The following is a 23,920-nucleotide window of genomic DNA, read 5'->3' as shown; positions in this document are numbered from 1 at the left end:
ACGAGTGGCTCTCCACTGCTGGAGGGACCGACCAACGCGGCCAGACCGTCAGGACCGGCCCCCCGCCCGCCACCCACTCCCCTGCACGCCGCCCCGCCGTGGCCGGCCCGCGGCCCTGCCGTCTCCCGCTACGGCCCCGGCGTGGGCTCGGGTCCTGCTGTGGGCGCCGGACTGGGCGCCGGGTCCGGACTGGGCGTGGGCTCCGGGGCCGGCTGCGGGCCGGGATCCGGGCTGGGCGCGGGCTCAGGTGCCGGGGCCGGGGACGGCTCGGGGGTCGGTTCCGGCTGTGGTTCCGGGGACGGCGGCGGCGCCGGGCTGGGCTCCGGGGACGGCGGCGGCGCCGGGCTGGGCTCCGGGCCGGGCTCCGGGGACGGCTGCGGGGCCGGCTGGGGCTCCGGAGTGGGCTCCGGGGTGGGCTCCGGGGACGGCACGGGATCCGGCGTCGGCTCCGGACTCGGCTGCGGCTCTGGGCTCGGCTGCGGCTCCGGGGTCGGCGACGGGGTGGTCGGCTCCGGGGCGGTCGGCTCCGGCGTCGGGCTCGGCTCCGGGCTGGGGCTCGGCTCCGGCTCCGGCTCCTGCGTCGGCTCGGGGGTCGGCTCGGGCGTCCGGGTCGGCGGCGGCGGGGGCGGCGTGTACCCGGACCCGTTGCTCACCAGCACCCGCACCGGGTGCCCCTCCGGGACCGTCGTCCCGCTCGACGGGGACAGGGCGACCACCCGGCCGGCCGGCAGGTCGCCGTCCACCGTCGTCCGCTCGACCTGCAGGCCGGCGCCGGTCAGCAGGGTCCGGCACCGGTCCAGCCGGGCTCCGACGCAGCCGCGGGGCACGGTGCTGCCGGTGCCCTCCAGGTAGCGCGCGTCGGCGGGCGGGAAGGCGGCCGCGGGCCGGCCGTCGAGCACCGGGGCCATCGCGTCGCGCCAGACGGTGGCGGCCTTGCCGCCGCCGAAGCCACCGACGTCCTGGTTGCGCACCGGGTTGTAGACCATGACGCTCGCCGCGAACTCCGGCGTGTAGCCGACGAAGGTGACCGAGTAGTTGTCCTGCGTCGTGCCGGTCTTGCCGGCGATCTGGTGGCCGGGCACGAACGCGCGACGACCGGTCTGACCGGGGTGGCCGGGCTCGACGTCCTTGCGCAGGGCCTGGGTCAGCGTCGTGGCGATGCCCGGGGCGATCGCCTCCGGGGTGCACTGCGGGCCGCCGACGAGCGGCTGCCCGTCCGGGCCGGTCAGCGGCTGCCCGGACCGGTCCAGCACGGCCTCGACCAGGCGCGGCCGGCACTGCGTGCCCTGCGCGGCGAGCGTCGCGTAGGCGCTGGCCAGCGCGAGCGGGCTGGTCGGCTCGGCGCCGAAGGTGAACGACCCGCGGTTCTCGGCGACGACCTGGTCGGCGATCGGGTCGAGGCTGCTCAGCCCCATCCGCTGGGCGATCCGCACCGGGCCCTCGACGCTGCCCAGCGCGTCCTCCAGGGCGAGGAAGTACGTGTTGGACGAGCGGTAGAGCGCCTCCTCCATGTCCAGCCGGCGCGGGTACCGGCCGGCGTTCTCGACGTCGTAGCGGCCGTCGCCGTCGCGGTACACGGTCGAGACGTAGGGGTCGGTCGTGCGCAGCTCCAGGTCCAGGCCGAAGCCGCGCTCCAGGGCGGCGGCCGCGGTGAACACCTTGTAGGTGGAGCCGGCGCCCTGCCCGGCCGCGGCCGGCAGGTCGACGGTGGTCTGGGCCGGGTCGGTCTCGCTCAGGCCGTACCTGCGGTTCACCGACATGGCGAGCACCCGCCCGGTGCCCGGCTGCACGTTCACGTAGACCGCGGCGCGGGGGTCGTCGAGGGCGAGGGTCTGCACGACGGCGGCGTCCCCGGCCCGCTGCACCGCCGGGTCGAGGGTGGTCCGCACGGTCAGCCCGCCGTCCTGGAGCTCCTCCCGGGTGAGGCCGTGCTGCTCGGTCAGCTCCCGCAGCAGGTGCCCGCAGAAGAAGCCGCCGACGGTGGCCTCGGTGCACCCGTTGGGCGGGCTGCCGCCGTCGACGACGCCCAGCGGCTCGGCGCGGGCGGCCTCGGCGGCGGCCGGGTCCAGCAGCCCCACCTCGGCCATCCGGGTGAGCACCAGGTCCCGGCGGTCGAGGGCGTGCTCGGGCTCGGCGACCGGGTCGTAGAACGAGGGGCTGCGGACGACGCCGGCGAGCACCGCTGCCTGGGCGGCGGTCAGTCGGTCGGCGGTGGTGGCGAAGTAGCGGCGGGCGGCGGCCGCGACCCCGTAGGCGCCGTTGCCGAAGTAGACGGTGTTGAGGTAGCGGGTGAGGATCTCGTCCTTGCTGTACTGCTCCTCCACGGCCAGCGCGATCTGCGCTTCGCGGAGCTTCCGGCCGACCGTGTCGGCGGTGGCGGCGTCGCGGCCGCCGGCGCTCCCCGCGGTCTGCAGCCGCAGCTGCTTGACCAGCTGCTGGGTGATCGTCGACCCGCCCTCGGTGACCTCACCCGCGGCCAGGTTGCGCACCAGGGCCCGCAGCAGGCCGCGGGAGTCGACGCCGGCGTGGTCGCGGAACCGGGCGTCCTCGATGGCGATCAGCGCGTCGGTCATCACCGGCGCGATCTGGTCAGGGGTCAGCGGCTCCCGGTTGCGGCGGTAGAACTCGGTGATCACCGAGCCGTCCGCGGCCAGCACCCGGGTGTTGCCCGGCAGTCGGGCGTCGACGGCGGCGGTCTCCAGCGGGTGCGCGAGGGCCGCGCCCCGTTCGGCGACGACGCCGGCGCCGCCGATCCACGGTGCGGCCACCCCGGCGACCAGCGCGCCGGCCAGCACGACCGCCAGGACCAGCCGGGTGACCAGCGCGGCGGGGCGCCGGCGCCGGGGCGCTGCCGGCTCGGCGGTGGGCAGCAACCAGGGCTGCCGGCGCCGCTCGTCGCGGGCGCTCATCGCCGGCGCCGGTGGTCGCGGCGGCGCGCCTGCTCCCACGTCACCGGCACACCGCCGGAGGACCACGTCGACATCCACACCACTCCCGGGACGGCTCACGGACGCCCCGGGCCGGGGACGCCTCTCCCCTTCCTTGGTGCCACGCGATCCGCGGCCCACCCACCCGCGCTCCCCTTCTCCACACGATCGTCATGTGCGGCCCGGGCGCCGGGCACGGTGCCGGCCGCCGGTGCCCGGGCCGTACCGTCGCCGGCGTGACCTCCGCCGACGACCTCCTGGCCGAGCGCGTCCGCGGGGTGCTCGACGTGCCGCTGCACGCCTGGCTGGGCCTGCGCATGGCCCACCCGGGCGACCCGGCCGCCGGCCTCGTGCTGCCGGTGCGTGAGCCGGCCCTGAACAACGGCGGGGTGCTGCACGGCGGGATCGTGGCGGCCCTGCTGGACGTCGTCGCCTACGTGCACCTGCTGCCCCACCTGGCGCGGGGCGAGAACGCGGTCACCCACGACGCGACCAGCTCGCTGCTGCGCGCGGTCCAGCCCGGCGCCGACCTGCTGCTGACCAGCACGCTGCTGCGGCTGGGCCGCTCGGTGGCCTTCCTGCGGTCGGAGGCGACGGTCGACGGGGTGCTGGTCGCCACCGGCCAGGTCACCAAGTCGGTGCTGCGGCCCCGCTGACGCCGATCGACCCCGGGCGCCGGCGAGCGGCCCCGCCTTCGGCCCGCCGCGGCAGCACCCGGCCGGCGTCCGGCAGCGGTCACCGGACCGCTGCCCGACGCGTCTGCCCGCCTCGGCACCGGGGACGAGGAACGCGCTGTGCCCGTCGGTGTGCCCGGGCGTGGGCACCGGGACAGGCCGACCGGGCAGGTCCAGCGGGCCCTCGGACGGGAAGGCCCGCGCGTGCGGGACGGCGACCGGCCGGGTGCCGCCGAGCCGCACGGCGTGCAGCGCCCACGGCAGCACGCCCGGGCGCCAGGCGTTGGCCAGCACCTGCACCGGCGTGACCTGCTGCAGGTGCTCACGGCGGGCGTGCGCCACCTCCACCGCGCTGCAGTACGCCGGGGTGCCGTGCCCGGCATGCAGCGGGACGGCCGCACCGATGTGGTCGGCGTGCGCGTGGGTGATCAGCAGCGCTCGCAGGTCACCGGGCTGGTGGCCCAGCAGCCGGATGGAGGCCTCGACGTCGGTCGCGTTGCCCGGGTAGCCGGCGTCGACCAGCGTGAGGTCCTGTCCGTCGCGGAGCAGGTACCAGTTGACGATGCCCCCGTCGACGCGGAACACGTCGTCGGCGACCTGCTGGACGTCGCTGCGCTGCACCCGGTGAGTCTGGCGCAGGAACACGAACGGCCCCGCACTCACCAGGAGTGCGGGGCCGTTGCGCTGTCTCAACCAGACGTGCGCCCGAAGGGACTCGAACCCCTAACCTTCTGATCCGTAGTCAGATGCTCTATCCGTTGAGCTACGGGCGCGTGGTGCGTGTTCAGTTGTTGCGCGGAGGCTCCGGGATTTGAACCCGGGATGGGGATTAACCCAAACCGCATTAGCAGTGCGGCGCCATAGACCGGACTAGGCGAAGCCTCCCGGGGACCGGGTCACCCCGGAACCACCGAGAGAGAAGGCTACCAGCGCCGCTGGGCGGCTCCCAACGGGGGTCGGGAGCCGCCCCTCCGGTCAGGCTGGGACGGCGTCGCGCCGGGACGCCATGGGCACCTCGGGACGGCGTCCGGGCAGCAGCGTCACCGCGACGGCCAGCGCCGCGGCAGCGGTGGCCATCACCAGGGCACCGGCCACACCGGCCGAGCTCTCGATGAGCCAGCCACCCACGGCGGCGCCGATGGCCGAGGCGCCGAAGGTCACCGTGGACAGCCAGGTGAACGCCTCGGTGACCGCCGACGCGGGCGCGATCGAGCCGACCAGCGAGCTCTGCACCGTCAGCGTAGGGGCGATCGCCGTCCCGCCGAGGAAGAGCAGCGCACCCAGCAGCCACGGGCTGGACACCGCAGCCAGCGGGGCCAGGCCGATCGTCACGCCGAGCAGGCACCAGCGGTACTGCCGCGGGAGCGACGCGCTGACCACCCGGGCGCCGAACCAGAGGCCACCGCCGGCCGAGCCCAGCGCCCAGACGGCGAGCAGCACGCCGGACATCCCCGGCGAGCCGGCCGCGTCGGCGAAGGCCGGGACGGCGACCTCCAGGCCACCGATGCCGAACATCAGGGCCGTGCCGCTGAGCAGGATGCGCGGCATGCCCGGGGTGGTGACGGTCGCCAGCAGCGGGCGCCGCGGGGCGACGACCGGCTGCCAGGCACGCATCGGTGCGCTGGTAGCGATGCCAAGCGCGCCGCCCACGCCGAGCACGCCGGCGACGGCGAGCGCGATCGAGGGGCTGGCCAGCAGGGTGAGCGCGGCCACCAGCGTCGGGCCGGCGACGAAGACCAGCTCGGTGGCGGTCGCGTCCAGGGCGTAGGCGGTGGGCCGCACCCGGGCGTCGACCCGGGACCACAGGGCACGCACGGTGCCCGACACCAGCGGGGTGCTCGCGCCGACGGCACCAGCGGCGGCCAGCATCAGCGCCACGTGCGCGTCGGCCAGGACGACGACGGCGACCGCGGCGAGGAGCAGGGGGTACAGCGCGGACTGGGCGAGCAGCACCCGGCGCGGGCTGCGCCGGTCGGCGAGGCGGCCGAGCACCGGCGCCAGCACCGCCGTCGCGATGCCGTAGGTCGCCGAGACAGCGCCCGCCACCGCATACGAGCCGGTCTGGTCCTGCACCATGAGGAGCAGCGCGAGCGGCACCATAGAGGACGGCAGCCGTCCGGCGAAGCCGGAGAGCAGCAGCACCGGGGCGGACGGAAGCCGCCACACGGTGAGGTACGAACGCATGACTGGACTCACTTCAGGACGTGCGAGACAGGGAATCTGTAGGTGGCCAACGGCGGTTGACCCCCTACAGATTCCGAACGGTATCACGGCGGTAGGGAGTCAAATGGACTACGACACCTACGGGTCGAACGCCGTCGAGCTGGCCATCGACCTGGCCAACGCCGACCGCGACGACCCGCAGTGGGTGCAGGTGTTCCTCGACGCCCACGTCGAGTGGTTCACCGACGGGACAGCGCTGGAGCTGACCGCGCCGGACGCCGGGTCGGTCGAACGGACGGCGGCCCTCGTGCGGGACGTCGCACTGGCCGACAACGAGCCGGACGTGATGGCAAGGCTCAACGCGCTGCTCGACCTGGCCTCCCCCAAGCCCTACGCGACCGCCCACGACGGCGAGCTGCACCTGCACTACGCGCGCCCGGACGCCGACGCCGTCGAGCAGTTGACGACCACCGTGGCCATGGGGCTCTCCCAGGTCGTGGTGCAGCACGGCTGGCAGCGGCTGGGCGTGTGCGCAGCCGAGGGCTGTGGGCACGTCTACGTCGACACCTCGCGCAACGCCAGCCGCCGCTACTGCTCCAACACCTGCGCCAGTCGCTCGACGGTCGCCGCCTACCGGGCCCGCCAGCGCGCCTGATGGAGGACCTCCCTGCTCCCCACTCGCACGCTCGCGGCCGACCCCTGCAGGGAGGCCGGAGGAGCACGCTCTCCCCGCTGAGCTGGGACGCCGCTCTGCTCGATCGCGTCGGCCGGCTGCCCACCACGCGGGTCGACCGCTGGCTGCGCCGCCTGTCGACCGCCGCCGACCACGGCAAGCTCTGGCTGCTCCTCGCCGGCGCGCTCGGGCTGTGGCGTGGCCGGTCGCGGCGGGCCGCCGTCCGCGGAGCCGGGTCGCTGGTCGTCTCCAGCGCGCTGGTCAACGCCGTCCTGAAGCGGTCGTTCAGCCGGGTGCGACCGGAGTTGGCCGTCATCTCAGGTGATCGCGCACTGCGGCGCGTGCCGCACACCTCCTCCTTCCCCAGCGGGCACTCGGCGTCGGCGGCTGCGTTCGCCACGGGGGTGGCGCTGGAGAGCCCCGTGACCGGCGCGCTGATCGCACCGCTGGCTCTCGGCGTCGGCTACTCCCGGGTGCACGTGGGGGTGCACTACCCCGGCGACGTCCTGGCCGGGATGGCCGTGGGCAGCGGCGTCGCACTGGCCACCCAGCACTGGTGGCGGGTGCGCCCCAACGACCCGGCGCGGGTGTGGCGGGCCTGGAAGGCACCTGCCCTGCCGGACGGCGACGGCCTGGTCGTCGCGGTCAACCCCCGGTCGGGACGGGAGGACTACGACCCGGCCGCCGACATCGCCGAGCTGCTGCCGCGCGCCGAGGTGCTGGAGATGACCGAGGACGCCGGCGTGCGCGACCTGCTCGAGGCGGCCGCCCGGTCGGGTCGGGCGAAGGCGCTGGGGGTGGCCGGCGGGGACGGCAGCGTGGCCGCCGCCGCAGCCGTCGCGTTGGAGCACGAGCTGCCGCTGGCCGTCGTCCCGGCCGGGACGCTGAACCACTTCGCCCGCGACCTCGGGGTCGCCACGCCGCCCGAGGCCGCCGCCGCGGTCACCCAGGGGGCCGCTGTGCAGGTGGACGTCGCCGAGGTCAACGGAGTGCCGTTCCTGAACACCGCCAGCATCGGCAGCTACCCCGAGATGGTGCGGCGCCGCGACCAACTGAGCGGGCGGCTGGGCAAGTGGGCGGCGCTGACCGTGGCCACCGCCCAGGTGCTCCGCCGCGGGTCGCCGGTCGAGCTGGAGGTCAACGGGCGGCGCATCTCGGCCTGGATCCTGTTCGTCGGCAACGGGTGCTACGTGCCCCGCGGGCTCTCCCCCGCCTGGCGCCCGCGCCTGGAGGACGGCCTGCTCGACGTGCAGTACCTGCGCGCCGACCTGAGGTTCGGCCGGACCCGGACCGTGCTCGCCACACTGTTCGGCGTCAGCGAGCACAGCCGGTGCTACGCCGAGTTCCAGGTGCCGGAACTGCGGGTGCGGGTGCTGTCGGGTGCGCAGCGGATCGCCTACGACGGCGAGACCGGAGAAGCGGCGACGGAGTTCCTCTTCCGCAAGCGCGAGCGGCTGACCGTCTACTGCTCCCGCTGAGCTGGTGCTCTGCTGCCACCCGGGCAGCAGAGCACCAGCGTCCACAGGTACGGCTTTCGGGGGACGCGACAGCCCGCTGACCTGCGTAGTCTCCGCAAGGACTCTGCTGAGGGGCTCGAGGAGGACGACGGATGCGGCTGGTCAGGACGGTGGCCGCCACGGCCATGGGCATGGCCCTGCTGGCCAGCTGCTCGAACGGCGAGACCGCCAACGAGACACTGCCGCCGGCGTCGTCATCGGCGGAGAGCAGCGAGTCGCTTGCCCCCCTCGGCCCAGCCGACTTCCCCATGCCGATCGAAGCCCGCGAGAAAACCCAAGCTGGCGCAATCGCCGCTAGCCAATACTTTATTCAACTGACTGTTCGCGCCTATCAACAAGGCGACACTGAACCAGTCCGCGCCCTTAGTCGTGATTGCGAGTATTGCGAATTTCTCATCGAGGCAGTCAATGAGGATCAGGCGGCCGGCAACCAGATTAGAGGTGGCGACGTATCGTTCGCCGACCCGGGTCAGGCGCATCTAACTGGCGAGACAGCCGAAACCGCGTTCACTGTTGAGCAAACTAGCCTCTCCGTGATCGGGCCGGACAAAGAACTCATAGCCTCACGCACACAGCCAAGCTTCACCGCCTTCACTGCCCTTGCGGCAACCTGGAGTCCAGACTTACAAGCTTGGCTCATCAACCAGGTGACCATCACTTGAGAGCGACCTTCTGTGCACTGATTGTCGGCGTCCTGTTGACACTCTCTGCGCAGGATGCCTCTGCGGCCCCCTGCTACGGGTGCCCAGCGGAACCTACGCCGACCACCTCAGTTGGCACCGGCACACTGCTGGTCAGTTTTGTGGATGGTGTCCCGGGAGCCGGACTCCGCAAGGCGTACGCCGCGCAGCCTGAACCAGTCCCTTATCGATGGCGGCTCCGAACTCCGTGCCAAGCCGACGACGAAGACCTGGGGGCGTGTCAGCCTGGGGCGCAAACATGTCCAGAGTCGGCAGGCACAGTGGTCGTGCTTTACGAGGTTGGACGCCAACGACTAGCCCAACCGGGCGCGACAGAAGTCGATGGCATTGCCCCTAGCCCCGGAGTCCCGATTGGCGAAGGTTATGGAACCTGGGTCAACGAGGGCAGCACGTGCATCGACGTCACAGATCTGAACCCGCCGCCGTCGCCGGATGAGGTGTTCCGGTACTTCCAGACGCTGCCGCTCCCGGAGCTGACGACCCGTCAGCAACCACCGGGCGAGGCGCTCGTCGGCCTTCCGGTCGTCTTCTTCACCGACAGCCCGACGACGCAGACCTTCACCGTGGACATCCGCGGCTTCGAGGTGGTCATCGTCGCGAGGGTGGAGAGCTACGCCTGGGACACCGGCGACGGCACCGTCCTCACCACGACCGAGGCCGGCGCCCCCTACCCGGACCACACCATCACCCACGACTACGCCGCCGGGACGTACACGGCGTCGTTGACCACGACCTGGGCAGCGACCTACTCCGTCGACGGAGGCGTGCAGGCCGACGTCCCCGGCACGACCACCACCCAGGGCGACCCGGCCACCTTCACCGTGCGGCAGGCACGCTCGGTCCTGACCAGCCCGTACGACTAGCGGGGCGCCACGGTCCGCTCGCGCTGGGGCACGCCGAGCCGATCCGGCACCCGCGCCGACTCGGTGCCTCACCAGGCCATTGCGTGTGCCCCCTGTCACAGGCATGATCCGTCCACCCTCAACGAGGAGGAGCACGGATGTCCTGGTGGGCTTGGGCGCTGGTGGCATGGGCACTGGTCGCGATCGGTGGCGCGCTGTGGCTGGGCCAAGCGGCCCTGGCGGTCAAGCGCCAGGAGTGGGCAGACCGCAACCGGCACGTCGCCGGGTTCGACCAGTCGGCGGCTGACCACCGCCTCGCCGGCTGAGTTGCGGGCGGCTCGGGTGTCACAGCAGTCACTGCCACACCGACACTGGTCATCAGGCGATGGCTTTGTCTGACATCGCCCATGATCACCCAACAGAGGCGCAGCGCCTCGTCAGCTGTTGCCCACGCGAGTCCGCATGGACACCAAGCCTGGACGGCTAGAAACAACTCGTGGTCGTCGCCGTGGTCTCCCTCAGCTGGGTCGTCGTCTCTGCCGGGCTCGCCCTGGCCGTCGGTGGCGGGATCCGCCTCGCCGACCGTCGCGCCCCGTTCACCGACCACCTGGCCGGGCTGCCGGCCGACCTCACCGTCGACGACGTCCTCGGCGCCCGGCCGGTCCAGCCCAGCCACTGACCCACACCCGCGCACCCTGGGCTCAAGGAGTCGGCCGAACTGGTCGATGACCAGGGAGTGACGACGACGCTGCTCCTCATCGCCGCCGTCTGGGTCGTCGTCGCGGTCATCGCGGCGCTGTGGGTCGGTGCCGCGATGCGCCGAGCCGACCAGGGCGAACGCCACCGCCTCGAGCGGGAACGCGCCGCCCGCGACGACACGGGCCAGGACTCCTCCGAGGAGGACGGCCGGTACAGCGCCTGACGCTCGCCCAGCGATGATCGGCACTTCTCACTACGGTCACGGATCAGAGGTTGTCCTGGCGCTGACCAGGGCACTGCTCTGCTGACGTCACCGATGGGAAGAGGTCACAGATGTTGGTCCGCCGGATCGCCCGGCCGATGCTCGCCGCCACGTTCATCTACGGGGGGATCGACACCCTCCGGAACCCGCAGTCGCGCGTTCCTGGCGCCGCACCGGTCGTCGAACAGATCACCGAGATCGCCGAGAAGCAGCTGCCCGTCGAGGTCTCGCACGACGTCGAGCAGTGGGTGAAGATCAACGCCGGCGTGCACGTCGGTGCCGGCACCCTGCTCGCGCTCGGCAAGTTCCCCCGCTTCTCCGCCCTCGCCCTGGCCACCTCGCTGGTGCCCACCACGCTGGCCGGCCACCGCTTCTGGGAGCACACCGACCCGAAGGAGCGCTTCGGGCAGACGAGCAACTTCCTGAAGAACGTCGGCATGTTCGGCGGTCTGCTGATCGCCGCCGTCGACACCGAGGGCAAGCCGTCGGTGGGCTGGTGGGCCAAGCGCACCGCCACCTCGGCAGCTGCCGCCGCTGAGGCCAGCTACGAGAAGGCCTCCAAGAAGGCCGCCAAGGCGCAGAAGCGTGCCGCCAAGCAGACGAAGAAGCTCAAGCACTGACCTGACCGCATGAGCACGGCACACACGCCCGCGGGCGCGCTCCGGAGGATCGCCTTCCTCCTGGAACGCGCCCGCGAGCCGTCCTACCGGGTGCAGGCCTTCCGCACCGCCGCCACCGTCGTCGCCGGCCTGGACGACGCCGAACTCGACCGCCGGGTGCGCACGAAGACGCTCACCGACCTCAAGGGCATCGGCGACAAGACCGCCGCCGTCGTCCTGGAGGCGCACCGCGGTGAGATCCCGGCCTACCTGCAGCGGCTCGAGGAGTCCTACGCCGAGCTGACCCCGCTGGCCGACGGCGCTGCGGCGCTGCGCGCGGCGCTCAAGGGCGACCTGCACGCGCACTCGGACTGGTCCGACGGTGGCAGCCCGATCCGGGACATGGCCGAGGCCGCCATCTCGATCGGCCACGAGTACCTCGCGCTCACCGACCACTCGCCGCGGCTCACCGTCGCCAACGGCCTCACGCCCGCGCGGCTGGAACAGCAGCTGGACGTCGTCGCGGCGCTGAACGACGAGCTGGCCCCGTTCCGGATCCTCACCGGCATCGAGTGCGACATCAACGTCGACGGGTCGCTGGACCAGACCGACGAGCTGCTCGGCCGCCTCGACGTCGTCGTGGCCAGCGTGCACTCCGAGCTGCGGGCGCCCGCGGCCCAGATGACCGAACGGATGCTGGCCGCCGTCGAGAACCCGCACACCGACGTCCTGGGCCACTGCACCGGCCGGCTGGTCATCGGACGCAAGCAGCGCAACGGCACCCAGCGGCCGCGGCCGGAGAGCGAGTTCGACGCCGACGCCGTCTTCTCCGCCTGCGTCGCGCACGGGACGGCGGTGGAGATCAACTCCCGGCCCGAGCGGCTCGATCCGCCGCGCCGGCTGCTGACCCGGGCGGTGGAGCTGGGCTGCGACTTCGCCATCGACACCGACGCGCACGCCCCCGGCCAGCTCGACTGGCAGGACGCCGGGTGCGCCCGCGCCGTGGAGTGCGGCGTGCCGGTCGACCGGGTGGTCAACACCCGGTCAGCGGAGGAGCTGCTCGCCCGCACGCACGGCTGAACGCGGCGGCAGCTGCCACAGCGCGCCGAGCCGGCGGTCCAGCTCGGGGTCGAAGCGGTCGAGCCCACCGCCGGGGTAGGGCGTCAGCTCGCCGAACCACACCTCACCGGCGACGTCGAACAGGTCGACCCGGATGAAGTCCAGCCCCTCCCCCAGCGCCTCGGCGACCTTCGTCAGCTCCGGCAGCGACTCCGGCGGCGGCGTCACCGGCCCCGGCGGCACCGCCTCGGCGACGTCCACCGGCGTCCAGTCCGGGGTGTAGAGCCGGCGCCGGTGCTGCCCGAACCGGCCGGTGTCCACCTGGACGAGCTCCAGCCGGCCGCCGAAGACCAGCAGCTTGTGGTCGGCCGGCACCTCACCCGCCGGGCCGATGAACTCCTCGACCAGCAGCGTGCGGCGGGCCTGGCTGTAGACCCACTCGCCGCGGTCGCGGAACAGCGGCTCGTCCAGCCAGCCGGTGGTGAGCCGGCGCAGCGCGGCGACGTCGGGCCGGCCGGCGCCCAGGTGCACCCGCATGGTGCCGTGGTTGGGCTTGAGCACCCACCGGTCGGGCAGCGGCACCTCGGCCAGCTCGGCGACGTCCGTCCCGGTCCAGAGCACGCGGGGCACGCTGAGCGCGGGCAGCACCGTCGCGGCGTGCTCCTTCATCGCCAGCTTGTCGCCCAGCCGGCCGATCAGCGGCCGCCGGTCGTGCACCACCCGCCAGTTCACCTTCTCGGTGAACGTCCGCGGCGGACGACCCGGCCAGCGGCCGTGCGCGCGCCGGTACAGGACGGCGCGCTTGGCCGGCAGTGGCAACCGCCGGACGGCGGCCGGTGGCAGCAGTGGGGCCACCGGGGCGCCTCCTCGTGCGATCGACACAGCTCACACAGTCTGGGCCAGCGGGTGCACCGACCGGCTCCTAGGGTCGGGGCGTGAGCACGGCAGCGGCCTCTTGACCTCGACCGAGCACCCCGAGCTGGCCGCCGGCGTCGGCTTCGTCGCCAAGGACCCGTGGCACCCGGCCATCCGCCGCGAGCACATGATCGCCGGGCAGCTGGTCCGCCGGGGTGCGCCGGTGCGGTTCGTCCAGGCGCCCAGCGACTGGCGCCGGCTGCGCACCGACCCCGGCAACTGGCGGCGTCACCTGCTGCGCGGACGGTTCCTGCCGGCCGCGCCGGGCGTCAGCGTCTCCGAGCGCTCGACGCTGCTCCCCGGCCTTCGCGGCCCGGTCGCCGAGCGGGTCGACGCCGCACTGCTCGGCGGCTTCCTGCGACGCTCGGGCTGGACGCCGGGGCTGACCGTGCTGATGTTCCCGTGGGAGTGGCGGGCGGCGCGCTCGCTGGGCGGCCGGGTGGTCTTCGACTGCACCGACGACTGGGCCCGGCTGCTCCCCCAGGCCCGCGGCCTGCCCGACCAGCTCCGCCGGATCGCCGACGAGGCCGACGAGGTGGTCGTGGTCAACCAGGTGCTGGCCGACCTCTTCCCCGGCCGGACGCCGGTCGTCGTCCCCAACGGCACCGACGAGGTGCTGCTGTCCGCGCCCCGGACGGGTCCGCGCCGGGAGCGGCACGCCGTCTACGTGGGCAGCGTCGCCGAGCGGTTCGACGTCGAGCTGGTGCGTCAGGTGCTCACCGCACTGCCGGACTGGACGCTCACCGTGCACGGGCAGCTGGTCTTCCCGCAGCGGGCGCAGGCCGCGGCCGACCGCTTCCGGGCGTTGGAGCAGGAGTTCCCCGGGCGCTTCCGGTACGCGGGGCTGCTCGACCGCGACCGGCTGCCCGCGGTGCTGGACGCCGCCACCGTGGGGCTGATCCCCGACGTCGCCAGCCGCGCGCTGGGCCAGTCGTCGATGAAGACCTACGACTACTGCGCCCGCGGGGTGCCGGTGGTCGCGACCGCCGGCCACCTGGAGCACTCCAGCGACGTGCCGCCGCACACCGCCGTCGTCCGGGGCGCTGCCGAGATGGCCGCGGCGATGGTGGCCGCCGCGGACGAGCCGTCCGGCCACGCCGAGGCCCGGACGGCGTGGGCGGCCGACCGCACGTGGGACCGGCGCACCGACGCGTGGCTGGACGCTGCGCTGGGTGATCGACCGGTGGGTGTGACAGGAGTGCACCGGTCACGAACCCGTAACGCGTGCTGACCGTGTGTCGACCGGGTGCGGACACGGCGTCGCCCTAGCTTTCGGCCATGACGCAGACCGCAACTCCTCCGGTCGCCGGGTCCACCGACCCCGCCATCGCCCTGGCCGACGCCCTCCAGTCCGGCTTCGCCGCCCAGCGGGCCGCCCACCAGCGCACCCGGATCCCGGTGAGCCGCCCCGCCGTCCCCTGACCGCAGGGTCGCCCGGGGCCACCGCCCCGGGCGACCGAGAGCTCAGCGACCGGGTTCGGCGGCCCGACCGGGCTGGACGGCCGGCAGCTCGAGGGAGTGCGCGTCGTCGGCCCGGCGGGTCCAGCCGGCGGGCAGCACCAGCCGCGGCGCCACACCGACCAGGACGGCGACCAGGAAGGCCACGCCGGCCAGCGCCTCACCGCTCTCCTCCACGAAGGTGGCCGCGGCCGCGCCCCGCGCGCCCCACTGCTGGGCGGCGACCGTGCTGACCGCGGAGAGCCCGACCGAGGCGAAGGCGTACCCGCCGAGGCAGCTGAGCACCCGGCGCCGGTCGCGGCGCTCGTGGCGGCTCAGCCACCACAGCCAGCCCACGGCGGCCAGGGCGATCGGGGCGGAGATCAGCAGGCCCCGGAGGGCGTCGCTGCCCGCGACTGCCCGCACGAACGTCACGTGCACGTCGCCGCCGGCCTTGACGGTGGCGATCCCGGCGGCGATCACCGCGACCGCGGTCCACCAGGTGCGCCGTCCGGGCATGCGCCCGGCGCCGAGCCCGGCGGCGACCGCGGCGGCGGCGAACAGCCCGGCGACGAACAGCCGGGCCAGGGAGAAGGGTGCGTCCATCGACAGCGTCCGGGCGACGGACGGCGAGGCGCCGCCGACCCGGGTCAGGTAGCCGACGAGCTCCAGCGCGATCGCGATGCCGGCCAGCACGAGCGCCACCCTCGGCACCGGGACACGCCGACGGGGTGTACTCAGTGTTCTCCCGTTGGCCACAAAGCGTGTCTACCGGACGGACTGCCCCGTCCCGGAGCAGGACGGCCCTCGGCGTCACCCGTGGTGGTGATGGGGTCCACGGGGCGAACGGGTGCCCGGAGCTGGCACAGTGAGGCGGTGCTGCCAGTGCTGAGGTCGGGCCTGCGGGCGTCCGGGCGGGCTGCGTCGACAGGTGTAGGTCCGCTGTTCACCCGCGCGCAGCGGGCACGGGGTCTACCGGGAACACGCCGCCGGGAGGATCCGGCTGTGCCGCTGCTCTCCGACACCCCGCGTCACACCCGCCGGCGCACGCTGCACGTGCACCGGTTCCACCGGCTCGGCGACGACCCGTTCGGCGGCGGGAGCCACTACGGCTGCCGGTGCGGCGTCGTCCGCTCCGCGTTCTGACCCGGCCCACGACGCACCTGTCCGCCCGGCGCTTGCCAGACTGCTGCCATGGCGCAGACCCGGACCCGGCTCACCCACGCCCAGTTGGCTGAGCTGGCCCGGCACGCCTTCGGGCTCAGCCCCACCCCGCCCGACCTGCCGGCGGACACCGACTTCGAGGACGCCGAGGGCGTGCTGGTCGCCAGCACGGGCACCGGGGGCCTGGCCGTCCGGGAGATCCCGCGCTGGCGTTCGCCGGCCGAGGTGCGGGCCGAGCTGGACCGCCGGGGCTGGTCGCAGCCGGCGGCCTGGGTCGGCCGGCCCCCGGACGACGCCGCCGGGCTGCCCGACCAGCTGCTCGTGCTGCTGCCGGTCGCCGGCACCGCCCCCGACGCGGCGGAGATCTCGCTGACCGCGGCGGCCTGGGCCCAGCGGGCGGTGGGCCGGGAGCTGGTGATCGTGCCGGTGCCGGTGACCGCGGCCGGCCCGGAGATCGGCTGGATGGAGCTGGCCGGCGCCTACGGCGCCGGGCCGGTGGCCAGCCGGGTCGACCCGGCGCCCGTGACGACCGGCGGCCGCGTGGTCGTGTTCACCGGGCTGTCCGGCGCCGGGAAGTCGACGATCGCCGGCCGGCTGGTGGAGCTGCTGCTCGAGGCCGGGCGCACGGTGACCCTGCTGGACGGCGACGAGGTGCGCACCCACCTCTCCGCCGGGCTCGGCTTCTCCCGCGCCGACCGGGACACCAACGTGCGGCGGATCGGCTGGGTGGCCGCCCAGATCGCCAAGCACGGCGGCTGGGCGGTGTGCGCGCCGATCGCGCCCTACGCCGCCAGCCGCGCCGAGGTGCGCCGGATGGTCGAGGAGCAGGCCGGCCCGGGGTCGTTCGTGCTGGTGCACGTGGCCACCCCGCTGGACGAGTGCGAGGCCCGTGACCGCAAGGGGCTCTACGCGAGGGCCCGGCGCGGGGAGATCGCCGAGTTCACCGGCATCAGCGACCCCTACGAGGAGCCGACCGACGCCGAGCTGACCATCGACACCCGGCGCAGCTCGGTCGACGAGAGCGCCCGGCTGGTGCTGGACTACCTCACCGGGAGCTGAGCGATCGCCGCCAGCAGCCGGCCGGCCAGCTCGGGGCGGCAGACGACCAGGTCGGGCAGGTGCGGGTCGGGCTGGTTGTAGCGCAGCGGGGCGCCGTCCAGCCGGCTGGTGTGCAGGCCGGCGGCCCGGGCCACGGCGACGGGGGCAGCCGAGTCCCACTCGTACTGGCCGCCGCCGTGCACGTAGGCGTCCGTGACGCCGTCCAGCACCGACACGGCCTTGACCCCGGCCGAGCCCATCGGCACCAGCTCGGCGTCCAGCCGGGCGGCGAGCTCCTGGACGAGGGCCGGTGGCCGGCTGCGGCTGACCGCCAGCCGCAGCGGCCCCGGCCGGCGGGCGGGGAACGTCGTCGGCTCGGCGGTGCTCGGCGTGCGGCCCTCCGCGGGGAGCGCGACGGCCCCGGCGACCAGGTCACCGCGCTCCCAGAGCGCCACGTGCACCGCCCAGTCGCGCCGGTCGAGCTCGGCGAACTCGCGGGTGCCGTCGAGCGGGTCGACGATCCAGACCCGGTCCGCGGTGAGCCGGGCCCGGTCGTCGGCGCCCTCCTCCGACAGCACGGCGTCGCCGGGGCGGGCGGCGCGCAGCCGCTGGAGGAGGAACTCGTGCGACCCGGCGTCGCCGGCGGCCTTGCGGGCGGCGGCGTCGGGGAGGTCGCGGCCGCGGACCCGCAGCAGCAGCTCCCCGGCGGCGGTGGCCAGCTCGGCGGCGAGGGCGGCGTCGGCGGCGCGAGCGGGGTCGACGGTCGTCACCGGGCCACTCTCCCAGTCACCGCTCGCGCCGCCCCGCCGAGGCAGCCGCGGTCAGCACCGCGGACACGCCGAGCACCCAGCCGGCGACGACGAACAGGTCGCCGCGGTGCACGCCCCGACCGGGCCGCAGGACGAGGAGGACCGGCCCCTCGTCGGCGTATCGGCCGGTGACCAGCAGGTAGGCGAAGGCGGTCAGCACGGCGACCGCCACCGACGCGCCGAGCCAGCGCAGCGCCGACCAGAACGGCTGGGTGCCGGGCCGGACCGGCGGGGGGTCAGTACGCGCCGGAACCGCGGACCACCGCACCCAGCGTCTTGCCCAGGATCATCAGGTCCATCGCCAGCGACCAGTTCTCCACGTAGCGGACGTCGATGCGCACCGAGTCGTCCCAGGAGAGGTTCGACCGGCCGCTGACCTGCCACAGGCCGGTGATGCCCGGCTTGACCAGCAGGCGGCGGCGCATGTCGAAGCCGTACTGCTCGACCTCGCGGGTCACGTGCGGCCGGGGGCCGACCAGCGACATCGAGCCGCCGATGACGTTGAACAGCTGGGGCAGCTCGTCGAGGGAGAAGCGCCGCATGACCGCACCGACGCGGGTGACCCGGGGGTCGCGCTTCATCTTGAACTGCACGGCGTTGCCCTCGTTCATCGCCATGAGCGCCTCGATCCGCTTGTCGGCGTCGGGCACCATGCTGCGGAACTTGAGCACGTGGAACGGCTCGCCGCCCTTGCCGATCCGCTGGTGCCGGTAGAACACCGGGCCGCGGCTGGTCGTCTTGACCGCGAGCGCCAGGCCGAGCAGCACCGGCAGCAGGACGACGACGGCGAGGGAGGCGACCGAACGGTCGAAGACGTCCTTGGTCACCCGGCGCAGCCCGCGGAACTCCGGGCGCTCCAGGTGCAGCAGGGGCAGGCCGCTGACCGGCCGGATGCCGACCCGGGGCCCGGCGAACTCGGTGACCGCGGGGGCGAGCAGCAGCTCGGCCTCGGTGGTCTCCAGGTCCCAGCCGAGGCGGCGCAGGCTGGCGCCGTCCAGCTCGGGCGAAGGCAGCACGGCGACGGTGTCGACCTCGTACCGGCGGACGACGTCGACGACGTCGGCGAAGCTGCCGAGCACGGGCAGGCCGTCGAACACGGTGCCGGCCGGCTCGGCGGTGGGCAGGCAGACGCCGATGACCCGGAGGCCGTGCTTGGCCTGGCGCTCCAGCTGGGCGTGCAGCTCGGCGGTGCCGTTGCGGTGGCCGACCAGGATGGCGGTCTGCTGGAACCGGCCGTGCACCCGCTGGCTGTGCAGCCAGGCCCGCTGGACGTAGCGCAGCAGCAGGGTCAGCACGGTGGCCAGCGGGAGGGCGACCACGACGAAGCTGCGCGCCAGCTCGAGCTTGAACGCCCAGGAGATGGTGCCGACGGCGGCGAGCAGCAGCGCGGCGGCGAAGAAGACCCGCCGGAACTCCTCGGGCCCGACCCAGAGGAAGCGCTCCTCGTAGGTGCGGGCGATCGCCATGGCGCCGACCCAGACCAGGGGCATGACGAGCACCGGCCAGGGCACGGTGGTCGCGGAGAGCGGGCCGGTGTCGGGGAGCAGCCGGCCCACGAGGGCGGCGAGGACGGCCACGATCGCGTCACCCGCGACGACCCGGCGGACGTAGGTGCTGCGCCAGGCACGGCGCGCGGCCGTGCCCTCGCCGCGGAGCCGGGCCACGGACCAGAAGCGGCGCCGAGCGACCACGTCGGTGCGTAGCTCGGCGACCTCGTCAGTGGAGTCGAGCAGTGACAATGTGTAACTCCCGGTGCGCTCCTGCCGGCTCGTCGTACCCGGCGTCTCGTCGTCTCCGTCGGGAACCGCGCTGTTCGACCGACCCAGGGGAACGTACGGTCTCGCAGCTCAGCGCGCTGCCCCCCGTCCACGTGACGAACATCGGCCCGGGCCGTCTTCGTGTGCATCTCGCCACCCGCGACCCACCCGCGACCACGGCATCCACGCGGTTGCTCACTCACCGTACCGACGCGCAGAGGACGCAACACGGCGTTCAATTGCGGGCGATCTGCTGGACGCATCGTGAGATGACTCACGTTTGGGCACTTTCCGGTGTCAGCGAGCGCCACCCCTGCCGATGTGGTCATGCTCGGGACGTGGGTCTTGCAGACAACCGGACCGTGCGCATCCTGCACGTCAGCCAGCCCGTCGAGGCCGGGGTCGCCAAGGTGGTCGCCGGCCTCGTGGGCGACCAGTGCCGGCGAGGGTGGGACGTGACCGTGGCCTGCCCGCCGGAGGGCTGGCTGGCCGGCGTCGTCCAGGAGGCCGGTGCCCGGCTGGTGCCGTGGCAGGCCACCCGCTCCCCCGGCCCGACGGTGCCCCGCGAGACGCTCGCGCTGCGGCGCGTGATCGCCCAGGTCGCCCCCGAGGTCGTGCACCTGCACAGCGCCAAGGCCGGGCTTGCCGGCCGGCTCGCGCTCCGCGGCAGCCGGACCACCGTCTACCAGCCGCACGCCTGGTCGTTCGAGGCCGTCACCGGCCCGGTCCAGGTCGCCACCCGGCTGTGGGAGCGGACCGCCCAGCGGTGGACCGACCTGACGCTCAACGTCAGCCAGGCCGAGCTCGCCACCGGCCGGGCCGCCGGCCTGACCGGTCGCGCCGTCGTCATCCCCAACGGGGTCGAGCCCGACGCCTGGACGCCGCGGGACCGGGCGGCCAGCCGCGCGACCCTCGGCCTGGCCTCCCCGGACGCGCCCACGGTGGTCTGCGTCGGGCGGCTGGCCCGGCAGAAGGGCCAGGACATGCTGCTGGAGGCCTGGACCGCCGTGCGCCGGGCCGTTCCCACCGCACAGCTCGTGCTGGTCGGTGGCGGCCCCGACGAGGCGGCCCTGCGCGCCGCCGCCGGCGACGGGGTGCACTTCGCGCCCGGCGAGCGGCTGGCCGACTGGTACGCCGCCGCCGACGTCGTCGCCGTCCCCTCCCGCTGGGAGGCCGGCCTGCCCCTCGTGGCGATGGAGGCGATGGCCAGCGAGCGCAGCGTCGTCGCCTTCGACGTCGCCGGGATCGGCACCTACCTGGGCGGATCGGGCACCGCGGTGCCCCCGTTCGACGTCGCCGGGTTCGCCCGGGAGGTCGTCGCCCGGCTGCTCGACCCGGCGCTGGCCGCCACCGAGGCCGCGATCGGCCGTACCGTTGCGTCCACCCGGTTCTCCGCGGCCACCTCCCACGAGACCACCGCCACTGCGCTGCTGGACCTGATGGAGGCTGGATGACCTCGCTGCCCACCGGCCCGCCCGCGCCGACCGGTCCGGACGCCGGCGCCACGATCGACGGCCCGGGCGGTCGGCCCGGACGCGGCCGGCTCGTCCTCGTCCTGGGTGTCGTCGCCGTCGCCGCCCTGGTGGCGGTGCTGGTCATCTCGGGTCGCGACGACCGGGAGGTGCCGGTGGCCGACTTCGGGGCGGTGGGTGACGGCGTCGCCGACGACGGCTCGGCCCTGCAGGAGGCGCTGGACGCCGTGCCCGAGGGCGGGACGCTGGTGCTCGAGGACGGCGCCACCTACCGGTACTCGCAGGTCCTGACCGTGAGCACCCCCGGCCTGACGATCGCGGGCGCCGGCGCGACGCTGGAGGCGTCGGACGAGACCGCCTCCGCGCTCAAGGTCGTGGCCGACGACGTCACGGTCACCGGGCTCACCCTGACCACCCCCACCATCACCCAGCGCTGGGACCCCTTCGAGTCCACGATGGTCTGGGTCGCCGCCGACTCCGCGGTGCTGCGCGACGTGCACGTGCGGGGCGCGGGCGGGGCCGGCATCGCGGTCACCGACGGCGCCGGCGACTTCCTGATCGACCGCGTGACCGTGACCGACAGCCGGGCCGACGGCATCCACATCACCGACCGGGCCCACGACGGCCGGGTGGTCTCCCCCGTCACCACGGGCACCGGCGACGACGGCGTCGCCGTGGTGTCCTACATGAAGGACGGCGGCCCCTCCGAGCGGATCACCATCGAGTCCCCCACCGTGAACGGGACGACGTGGGGCCGGGGCGTGTCCGTGGTCGGCGGCAACGACATCACCTACACCGACGTCACGGTGCGCGACACCGACGCGGCCGGCATCTACGTCGGCAGCGAGGGCGACCCGTACTTCACCTACGCCTCGGTCGGCGTGCTCGTCGACGGCGGCACGGTGACCGGCGCGAACACCAACGCCGACAAGGACCACGGCGCCGTGCTCGTCTACGCCGGCAACGCCGACACCACGACCAGCGACGTCACCGTGCGCGACCTGACCATCAGCGGCACGCGCACCAGCTCGCCCTGGGACGTCGGCGTCCTGGCCGCCCCCGACTCCGCGGTCGAGCAGGTCACCTTCGAGGAGTTCCGGATCAGCGAGGGTCCGGCCGAGTCGTTCTACACGAACGAGCCCGCCGCGGTGCAGCTCACCGGGGTCGAGGCCGACGGCGCCGCGGTGCCCGACCAGGGCGGCCGGTGACCCGGCGCCTCCCGTCCTCGCCGTCCCGTACGTGGATCAGGTGACCTGATCACCGCCTGTCCCCCTGCACCAGCGTTGGTGCAGGGGGACAGCTGTTGGTGCAGGGGGACGACGGCCGGTGGGGCGCTCGCAGCAGGCCTCGACGGCACGATCCGGTGACCGTCGCGTCCCGGTGGTCACACCCGGCGTCGCGGCTGCCGATGACAGCGCCGAGGACCGTGCCCCAGGGGTTGCTGCGACCCGTGTGACGCGTGTGCTGAACGTGTGCGGCAAGTAGCGCGTCGTTCACGGAGAGTCTTCGTGCGCCGCCCATCCTGGGTGCGTGGGGACGCCGAACAGCGCTGTCGGCTCCTCCGCGGTCGACCGGACCGGAGCGCCTGGCGCCCGGACCGCGACCGTGCCACCCCGACGCACAGCCGGCTCAGCCCCACGCCGCGCGCTCCGCCTCCTGGAGGCCCGATGACCTCGCTCCCCCACGTCGGCCCCGACGTCGACGAGCTGACGTTCCTCGACCCGACCCCGGAGGAGGCCGCGCCCCGCGGGCGCAGCCGGCGGGTGGCGGTGCTGGGCACCGCGTTCGCCGTGTGCCTGACCGCCGTCGGCGTGCTGTCCGTGCAGGGGGTGCAGACGGCGGACGCGCCGGCGCTCGAGGTGGTCACCGCCTCGCCGCGCGCCGCCGCGCTGCAGGCCGCCTCCCCGACCTCCGCCGCGCAGGCCCCGAGCGCCGCCGCGGTCCCCCCGGCCGCCTCCGCCTCCGCCGACGCCTCCGCCGGCGCCTCGACCTCTGCCACCGCAGCCGCCCCGGCCGCGGTGAGTCCGGCCGGCGCCCAGCCCGCCGTCGCACCTGCGCCGGCCGAGCCCGCCGCGGTCGCCCCCGCCGGCACCGCCGCCCTGCCGGCCGCGCCCGCCCCGACCGCACCGCAGGCCGTGTCCGCGGCCCGGGGCATCCTGCCCGTCGAGAGGTTCGGCGCCACGGGCGACGGGCGCACCGACGACACCGCCGCGCTGCAGAAGGCGCTGGACAGCATCCCGGTCGGCAGCGTCCTGCAGCTCAAGGCCGGCGCGACCTACCTGCACTCCGACGTGCTGCGCCTGAGCCGGTCGGACGTCACGGTGTCCGGGCCCGGCGCCACCCTGCTGGCCACCAACGAGGCTCGGTCGTCGTTCCACGTGACCGGCTCCAAGGTCAAGGTCACCGGGGTCACCTTCGGCCTCACCTCCTCCACCCGCCGCTGGGATGCCCCCGCCCAGGACAAGGTGCGGGTCTGGGGCAACGACGTCGTCCTGCGCGACGTGCGCGTCGAGGGCGCAGCCGCCGCGGGCATCTTCGTGGACGGGGCCGCGCGCTTCCTGCTGGACCGGGTCACCGTGTCCGACAGCCGCGCCGACGGCATCCACATGAGCAACGGCGCGCGGGACGGCCGGGTGGTCTCCCCCGTCACCAACCGCACCGGGGACGACGGGGTCGCGGTCGTGTCGTACAGGTCCGACGGCGTCGTGAGCGCCCGGATCCAGATCACCTCGCCGACGGTCAACGGCACCACCTGGGGCCGCGGCATCTCCGTGGTCGGCGGCAACGACATCACCTACACCGACGTCACGATCCGGGACACCGACGCCGCCGCGGTCTACCTCGGCAGCGAGGCCGAGTACGACACGTACCCCTCGCAGCGGGTGGCGGTCCGCGGCGGCACGGTGACCGGCGCCAACACCAACCCCGCCAAGGACCACGGCGCGCTGATGGTCTACTCCGGCAACACCGGCCCGCAGACCAGTGACATCACGCTGCAGGACCTGACGGTGCGCGACACCCGCAGCAGCGCGACCTGGGACATCGGCGTGCTCGCCAACCCGGGCGCGGGCCTCAGCCGGGTCAGCCTGACGCGGATCTCCCTCGCCGGTGGGCCGGCGATGCCGATCTACACCAGCACGCCCTCCGCCGTCCGGGTCACCGGGCTGGTGGACGACGGCGCGCCGTCCGCCTTCCGCAGCGGCTGGTGACGG

Annotated in this window: 24 protein-coding genes, 2 tRNA genes and 1 pseudogene; 17 read left to right on the top strand and 10 right to left on the bottom strand. The window is 74.4% G+C overall.

Going from position 1 to position 23,920, the window contains the following annotated elements; genetic code table 11:
- Positions 1-128: 128 nt before the first annotated feature.
- Entirely contained in the window at positions 129-2,909 is a 2,781-nt protein-coding gene (locus ACJTNH_RS02265) for a transglycosylase domain-containing protein (protein ID WP_458172648.1), read from the bottom strand.
- A gap of 254 nt (positions 2,910-3,163) precedes the next feature.
- Here ACJTNH_RS02265 and ACJTNH_RS02260 point away from each other — a divergent pair, with 254 nt between their 5' ends.
- Positions 3,164-3,583, top strand: coding sequence for a PaaI family thioesterase (locus ACJTNH_RS02260; RefSeq protein ID WP_458172647.1), 420 nt, complete (start codon positions 3,164-3,166; stop codon positions 3,581-3,583).
- A 189-nt stretch (positions 3,584-3,772) separates the two neighbouring features.
- On the opposite strand, the pseudogene ACJTNH_RS02255 reads toward ACJTNH_RS02260, so the two are convergent.
- The 4 genes and pseudogenes from ACJTNH_RS02255 to ACJTNH_RS02240 form a co-directional block, all read right to left on the bottom strand.
- A pseudogene (locus tag ACJTNH_RS02255) lies at positions 3,773-4,186 on the bottom strand (MBL fold metallo-hydrolase); the annotation flags it as partial.
- A gap of 115 nt (positions 4,187-4,301) precedes the next feature.
- Positions 4,302-4,374, bottom strand: a tRNA-Arg gene (locus ACJTNH_RS02250).
- Between the two features lie 23 nt (positions 4,375-4,397).
- A tRNA-Ser gene (locus ACJTNH_RS02245) sits at positions 4,398-4,486 on the bottom strand.
- A 90-nt stretch (positions 4,487-4,576) separates the two neighbouring features.
- A complete protein-coding gene (locus ACJTNH_RS02240; RefSeq protein WP_458172646.1) occupies positions 4,577-5,785 on the bottom strand; it encodes an MFS transporter in 1,209 nt (402 codons plus the stop codon).
- A gap of 103 nt (positions 5,786-5,888) precedes the next feature.
- Here ACJTNH_RS02240 and ACJTNH_RS02235 point away from each other — a divergent pair, with 103 nt between their 5' ends.
- From ACJTNH_RS02235 to ACJTNH_RS02195, 9 genes are all read left to right on the top strand, one after another.
- On the top strand, positions 5,889-6,419 hold the full coding sequence (locus tag ACJTNH_RS02235; protein WP_458172645.1) for a CGNR zinc finger domain-containing protein: 531 nt from the start codon (positions 5,889-5,891) through the stop codon (positions 6,417-6,419).
- Complete coding sequence (locus ACJTNH_RS02230; RefSeq protein WP_458172644.1) at positions 6,419-7,915, top strand: phosphatase PAP2 family protein; 1,497 nt, start codon at positions 6,419-6,421, stop codon at positions 7,913-7,915. The genes ACJTNH_RS02235 and ACJTNH_RS02230 overlap by 1 nt, the downstream gene beginning before the upstream one ends.
- Positions 7,916-8,046: 131 nt before the next feature.
- On the top strand, positions 8,047-8,616 hold the full coding sequence (locus tag ACJTNH_RS02225; protein WP_458172643.1) for a DUF6318 family protein: 570 nt from the start codon (positions 8,047-8,049) through the stop codon (positions 8,614-8,616).
- 476 nt (positions 8,617-9,092) lie between these two features.
- A complete protein-coding gene (locus ACJTNH_RS02220) occupies positions 9,093-9,518 on the top strand; it encodes a hypothetical protein (RefSeq protein WP_458172642.1) in 426 nt (141 codons plus the stop codon).
- A gap of 137 nt (positions 9,519-9,655) precedes the next feature.
- The gene (locus ACJTNH_RS02215; protein WP_458172641.1) at positions 9,656-9,823 is read left to right on the top strand and encodes a hypothetical protein; all 168 of its coding nucleotides are present in this window, start codon (positions 9,656-9,658) and stop codon (positions 9,821-9,823) included.
- Positions 9,824-9,993: 170 nt separating this feature from the next.
- Positions 9,994-10,176, top strand: a complete 183-nt coding sequence (locus ACJTNH_RS02210) for a hypothetical protein (protein ID WP_458172640.1) — start codon at positions 9,994-9,996, stop codon at positions 10,174-10,176.
- Positions 10,177-10,233: 57 nt separating this feature from the next.
- Positions 10,234-10,419: a hypothetical protein gene (locus tag ACJTNH_RS02205; RefSeq protein WP_458172639.1), complete on the top strand. Its 186-nt coding sequence runs from the start codon at positions 10,234-10,236 to the stop codon at positions 10,417-10,419.
- Positions 10,420-10,529: 110 nt separating this feature from the next.
- Entirely contained in the window at positions 10,530-11,078 is a 549-nt protein-coding gene (locus ACJTNH_RS02200; protein WP_458172637.1) for a DoxX family protein, read from the top strand.
- Between the two features lie 9 nt (positions 11,079-11,087).
- Entirely contained in the window at positions 11,088-12,137 is a 1,050-nt protein-coding gene (locus tag ACJTNH_RS02195) for a PHP domain-containing protein (protein WP_458172635.1), read from the top strand.
- Here ACJTNH_RS02195 and ACJTNH_RS02190 read toward each other — a convergent pair.
- A complete protein-coding gene (locus ACJTNH_RS02190) occupies positions 12,102-12,971 on the bottom strand; it encodes an ATP-grasp fold amidoligase family protein (RefSeq protein ID WP_458172633.1) in 870 nt (289 codons plus the stop codon). The two genes, ACJTNH_RS02195 and ACJTNH_RS02190, sit on opposite strands and share 36 nt — an antisense overlap.
- 100 nt (positions 12,972-13,071) lie before the next feature.
- Between ACJTNH_RS02190 and ACJTNH_RS02185 the strand changes: the two genes are divergently transcribed.
- Together ACJTNH_RS02185 and ACJTNH_RS02180 are read left to right on the top strand one after the other, a co-directional pair.
- Positions 13,072-14,262, top strand: a complete 1,191-nt coding sequence (locus ACJTNH_RS02185) for a hypothetical protein (RefSeq protein WP_458172631.1) — start codon at positions 13,072-13,074, stop codon at positions 14,260-14,262.
- A 47-nt stretch (positions 14,263-14,309) separates the two neighbouring features.
- A complete protein-coding gene (locus ACJTNH_RS02180; RefSeq protein WP_458172629.1) occupies positions 14,310-14,453 on the top strand; it encodes a hypothetical protein in 144 nt (47 codons plus the stop codon).
- 42 nt (positions 14,454-14,495) lie between these two features.
- Here ACJTNH_RS02180 and ACJTNH_RS02175 read toward each other — a convergent pair whose 3' ends face one another.
- The gene (locus ACJTNH_RS02175; RefSeq protein WP_458172628.1) at positions 14,496-15,173 is read right to left on the bottom strand and encodes a hypothetical protein; all 678 of its coding nucleotides are present in this window, start codon (positions 15,171-15,173) and stop codon (positions 14,496-14,498) included.
- A gap of 300 nt (positions 15,174-15,473) precedes the next feature.
- Here ACJTNH_RS02175 and ACJTNH_RS02170 point away from each other — a divergent pair, with 300 nt between their 5' ends.
- Together ACJTNH_RS02170 and cysC are read left to right on the top strand one after the other, a co-directional pair.
- Positions 15,474-15,614, top strand: coding sequence for a hypothetical protein (locus ACJTNH_RS02170; protein WP_458172626.1), 141 nt, complete (start codon positions 15,474-15,476; stop codon positions 15,612-15,614).
- Between the two features lie 48 nt (positions 15,615-15,662).
- On the top strand, positions 15,663-16,691 hold the full coding sequence (cysC, locus tag ACJTNH_RS02165; protein ID WP_458172624.1) for an adenylyl-sulfate kinase: 1,029 nt from the start codon (positions 15,663-15,665) through the stop codon (positions 16,689-16,691).
- Here the strand turns inward: cysC and ACJTNH_RS02160 are convergent.
- From ACJTNH_RS02160 to ACJTNH_RS02150, 3 genes are read right to left on the bottom strand one after another with little or no spacing between them, the layout of a single operon-like run.
- Entirely contained in the window at positions 16,673-17,440 is a 768-nt protein-coding gene (locus ACJTNH_RS02160) for a 3'(2'),5'-bisphosphate nucleotidase CysQ (RefSeq protein ID WP_458172622.1), read from the bottom strand. The genes cysC and ACJTNH_RS02160 overlap by 19 nt on opposite strands.
- A 16-nt stretch (positions 17,441-17,456) precedes the next feature.
- Positions 17,457-17,747 carry a hypothetical protein gene (locus ACJTNH_RS02155; protein ID WP_458172620.1) on the bottom strand — a complete coding sequence of 97 codons (291 nt, stop codon included), beginning with the start codon at positions 17,745-17,747 and terminating at the stop codon, positions 17,457-17,459.
- Positions 17,716-19,218, bottom strand: coding sequence for a sugar transferase (locus ACJTNH_RS02150; protein ID WP_458172619.1), 1,503 nt, complete (start codon positions 19,216-19,218; stop codon positions 17,716-17,718). The genes ACJTNH_RS02155 and ACJTNH_RS02150 overlap by 32 nt, the downstream gene beginning before the upstream one ends.
- Before the next feature lie 356 nt (positions 19,219-19,574).
- Here ACJTNH_RS02150 and ACJTNH_RS02145 point away from each other — a divergent pair, with 356 nt between their 5' ends.
- From ACJTNH_RS02145 to ACJTNH_RS02135, 3 genes are all read left to right on the top strand, one after another.
- A complete protein-coding gene (locus tag ACJTNH_RS02145) occupies positions 19,575-20,690 on the top strand; it encodes a glycosyltransferase family 4 protein (RefSeq protein ID WP_458172617.1) in 1,116 nt (371 codons plus the stop codon).
- Positions 20,687-21,916: a glycosyl hydrolase family 28-related protein gene (locus ACJTNH_RS02140; protein ID WP_458172615.1), complete on the top strand. Its 1,230-nt coding sequence runs from the start codon at positions 20,687-20,689 to the stop codon at positions 21,914-21,916. The genes ACJTNH_RS02145 and ACJTNH_RS02140 overlap by 4 nt, the downstream gene beginning before the upstream one ends.
- A gap of 459 nt (positions 21,917-22,375) precedes the next feature.
- Entirely contained in the window at positions 22,376-23,917 is a 1,542-nt protein-coding gene (locus ACJTNH_RS02135; RefSeq protein ID WP_458172614.1) for a glycosyl hydrolase family 28-related protein, read from the top strand.
- Positions 23,918-23,920: the final 3 nt, after the last annotated feature.

The sequence above is a fragment of the Modestobacter lacusdianchii genome (genome assembly GCF_054177765.1).
The sequence above is the reverse complement of the archived record's forward strand: the minus strand, read 5'-3'. Positions and strand labels throughout refer to the sequence as shown.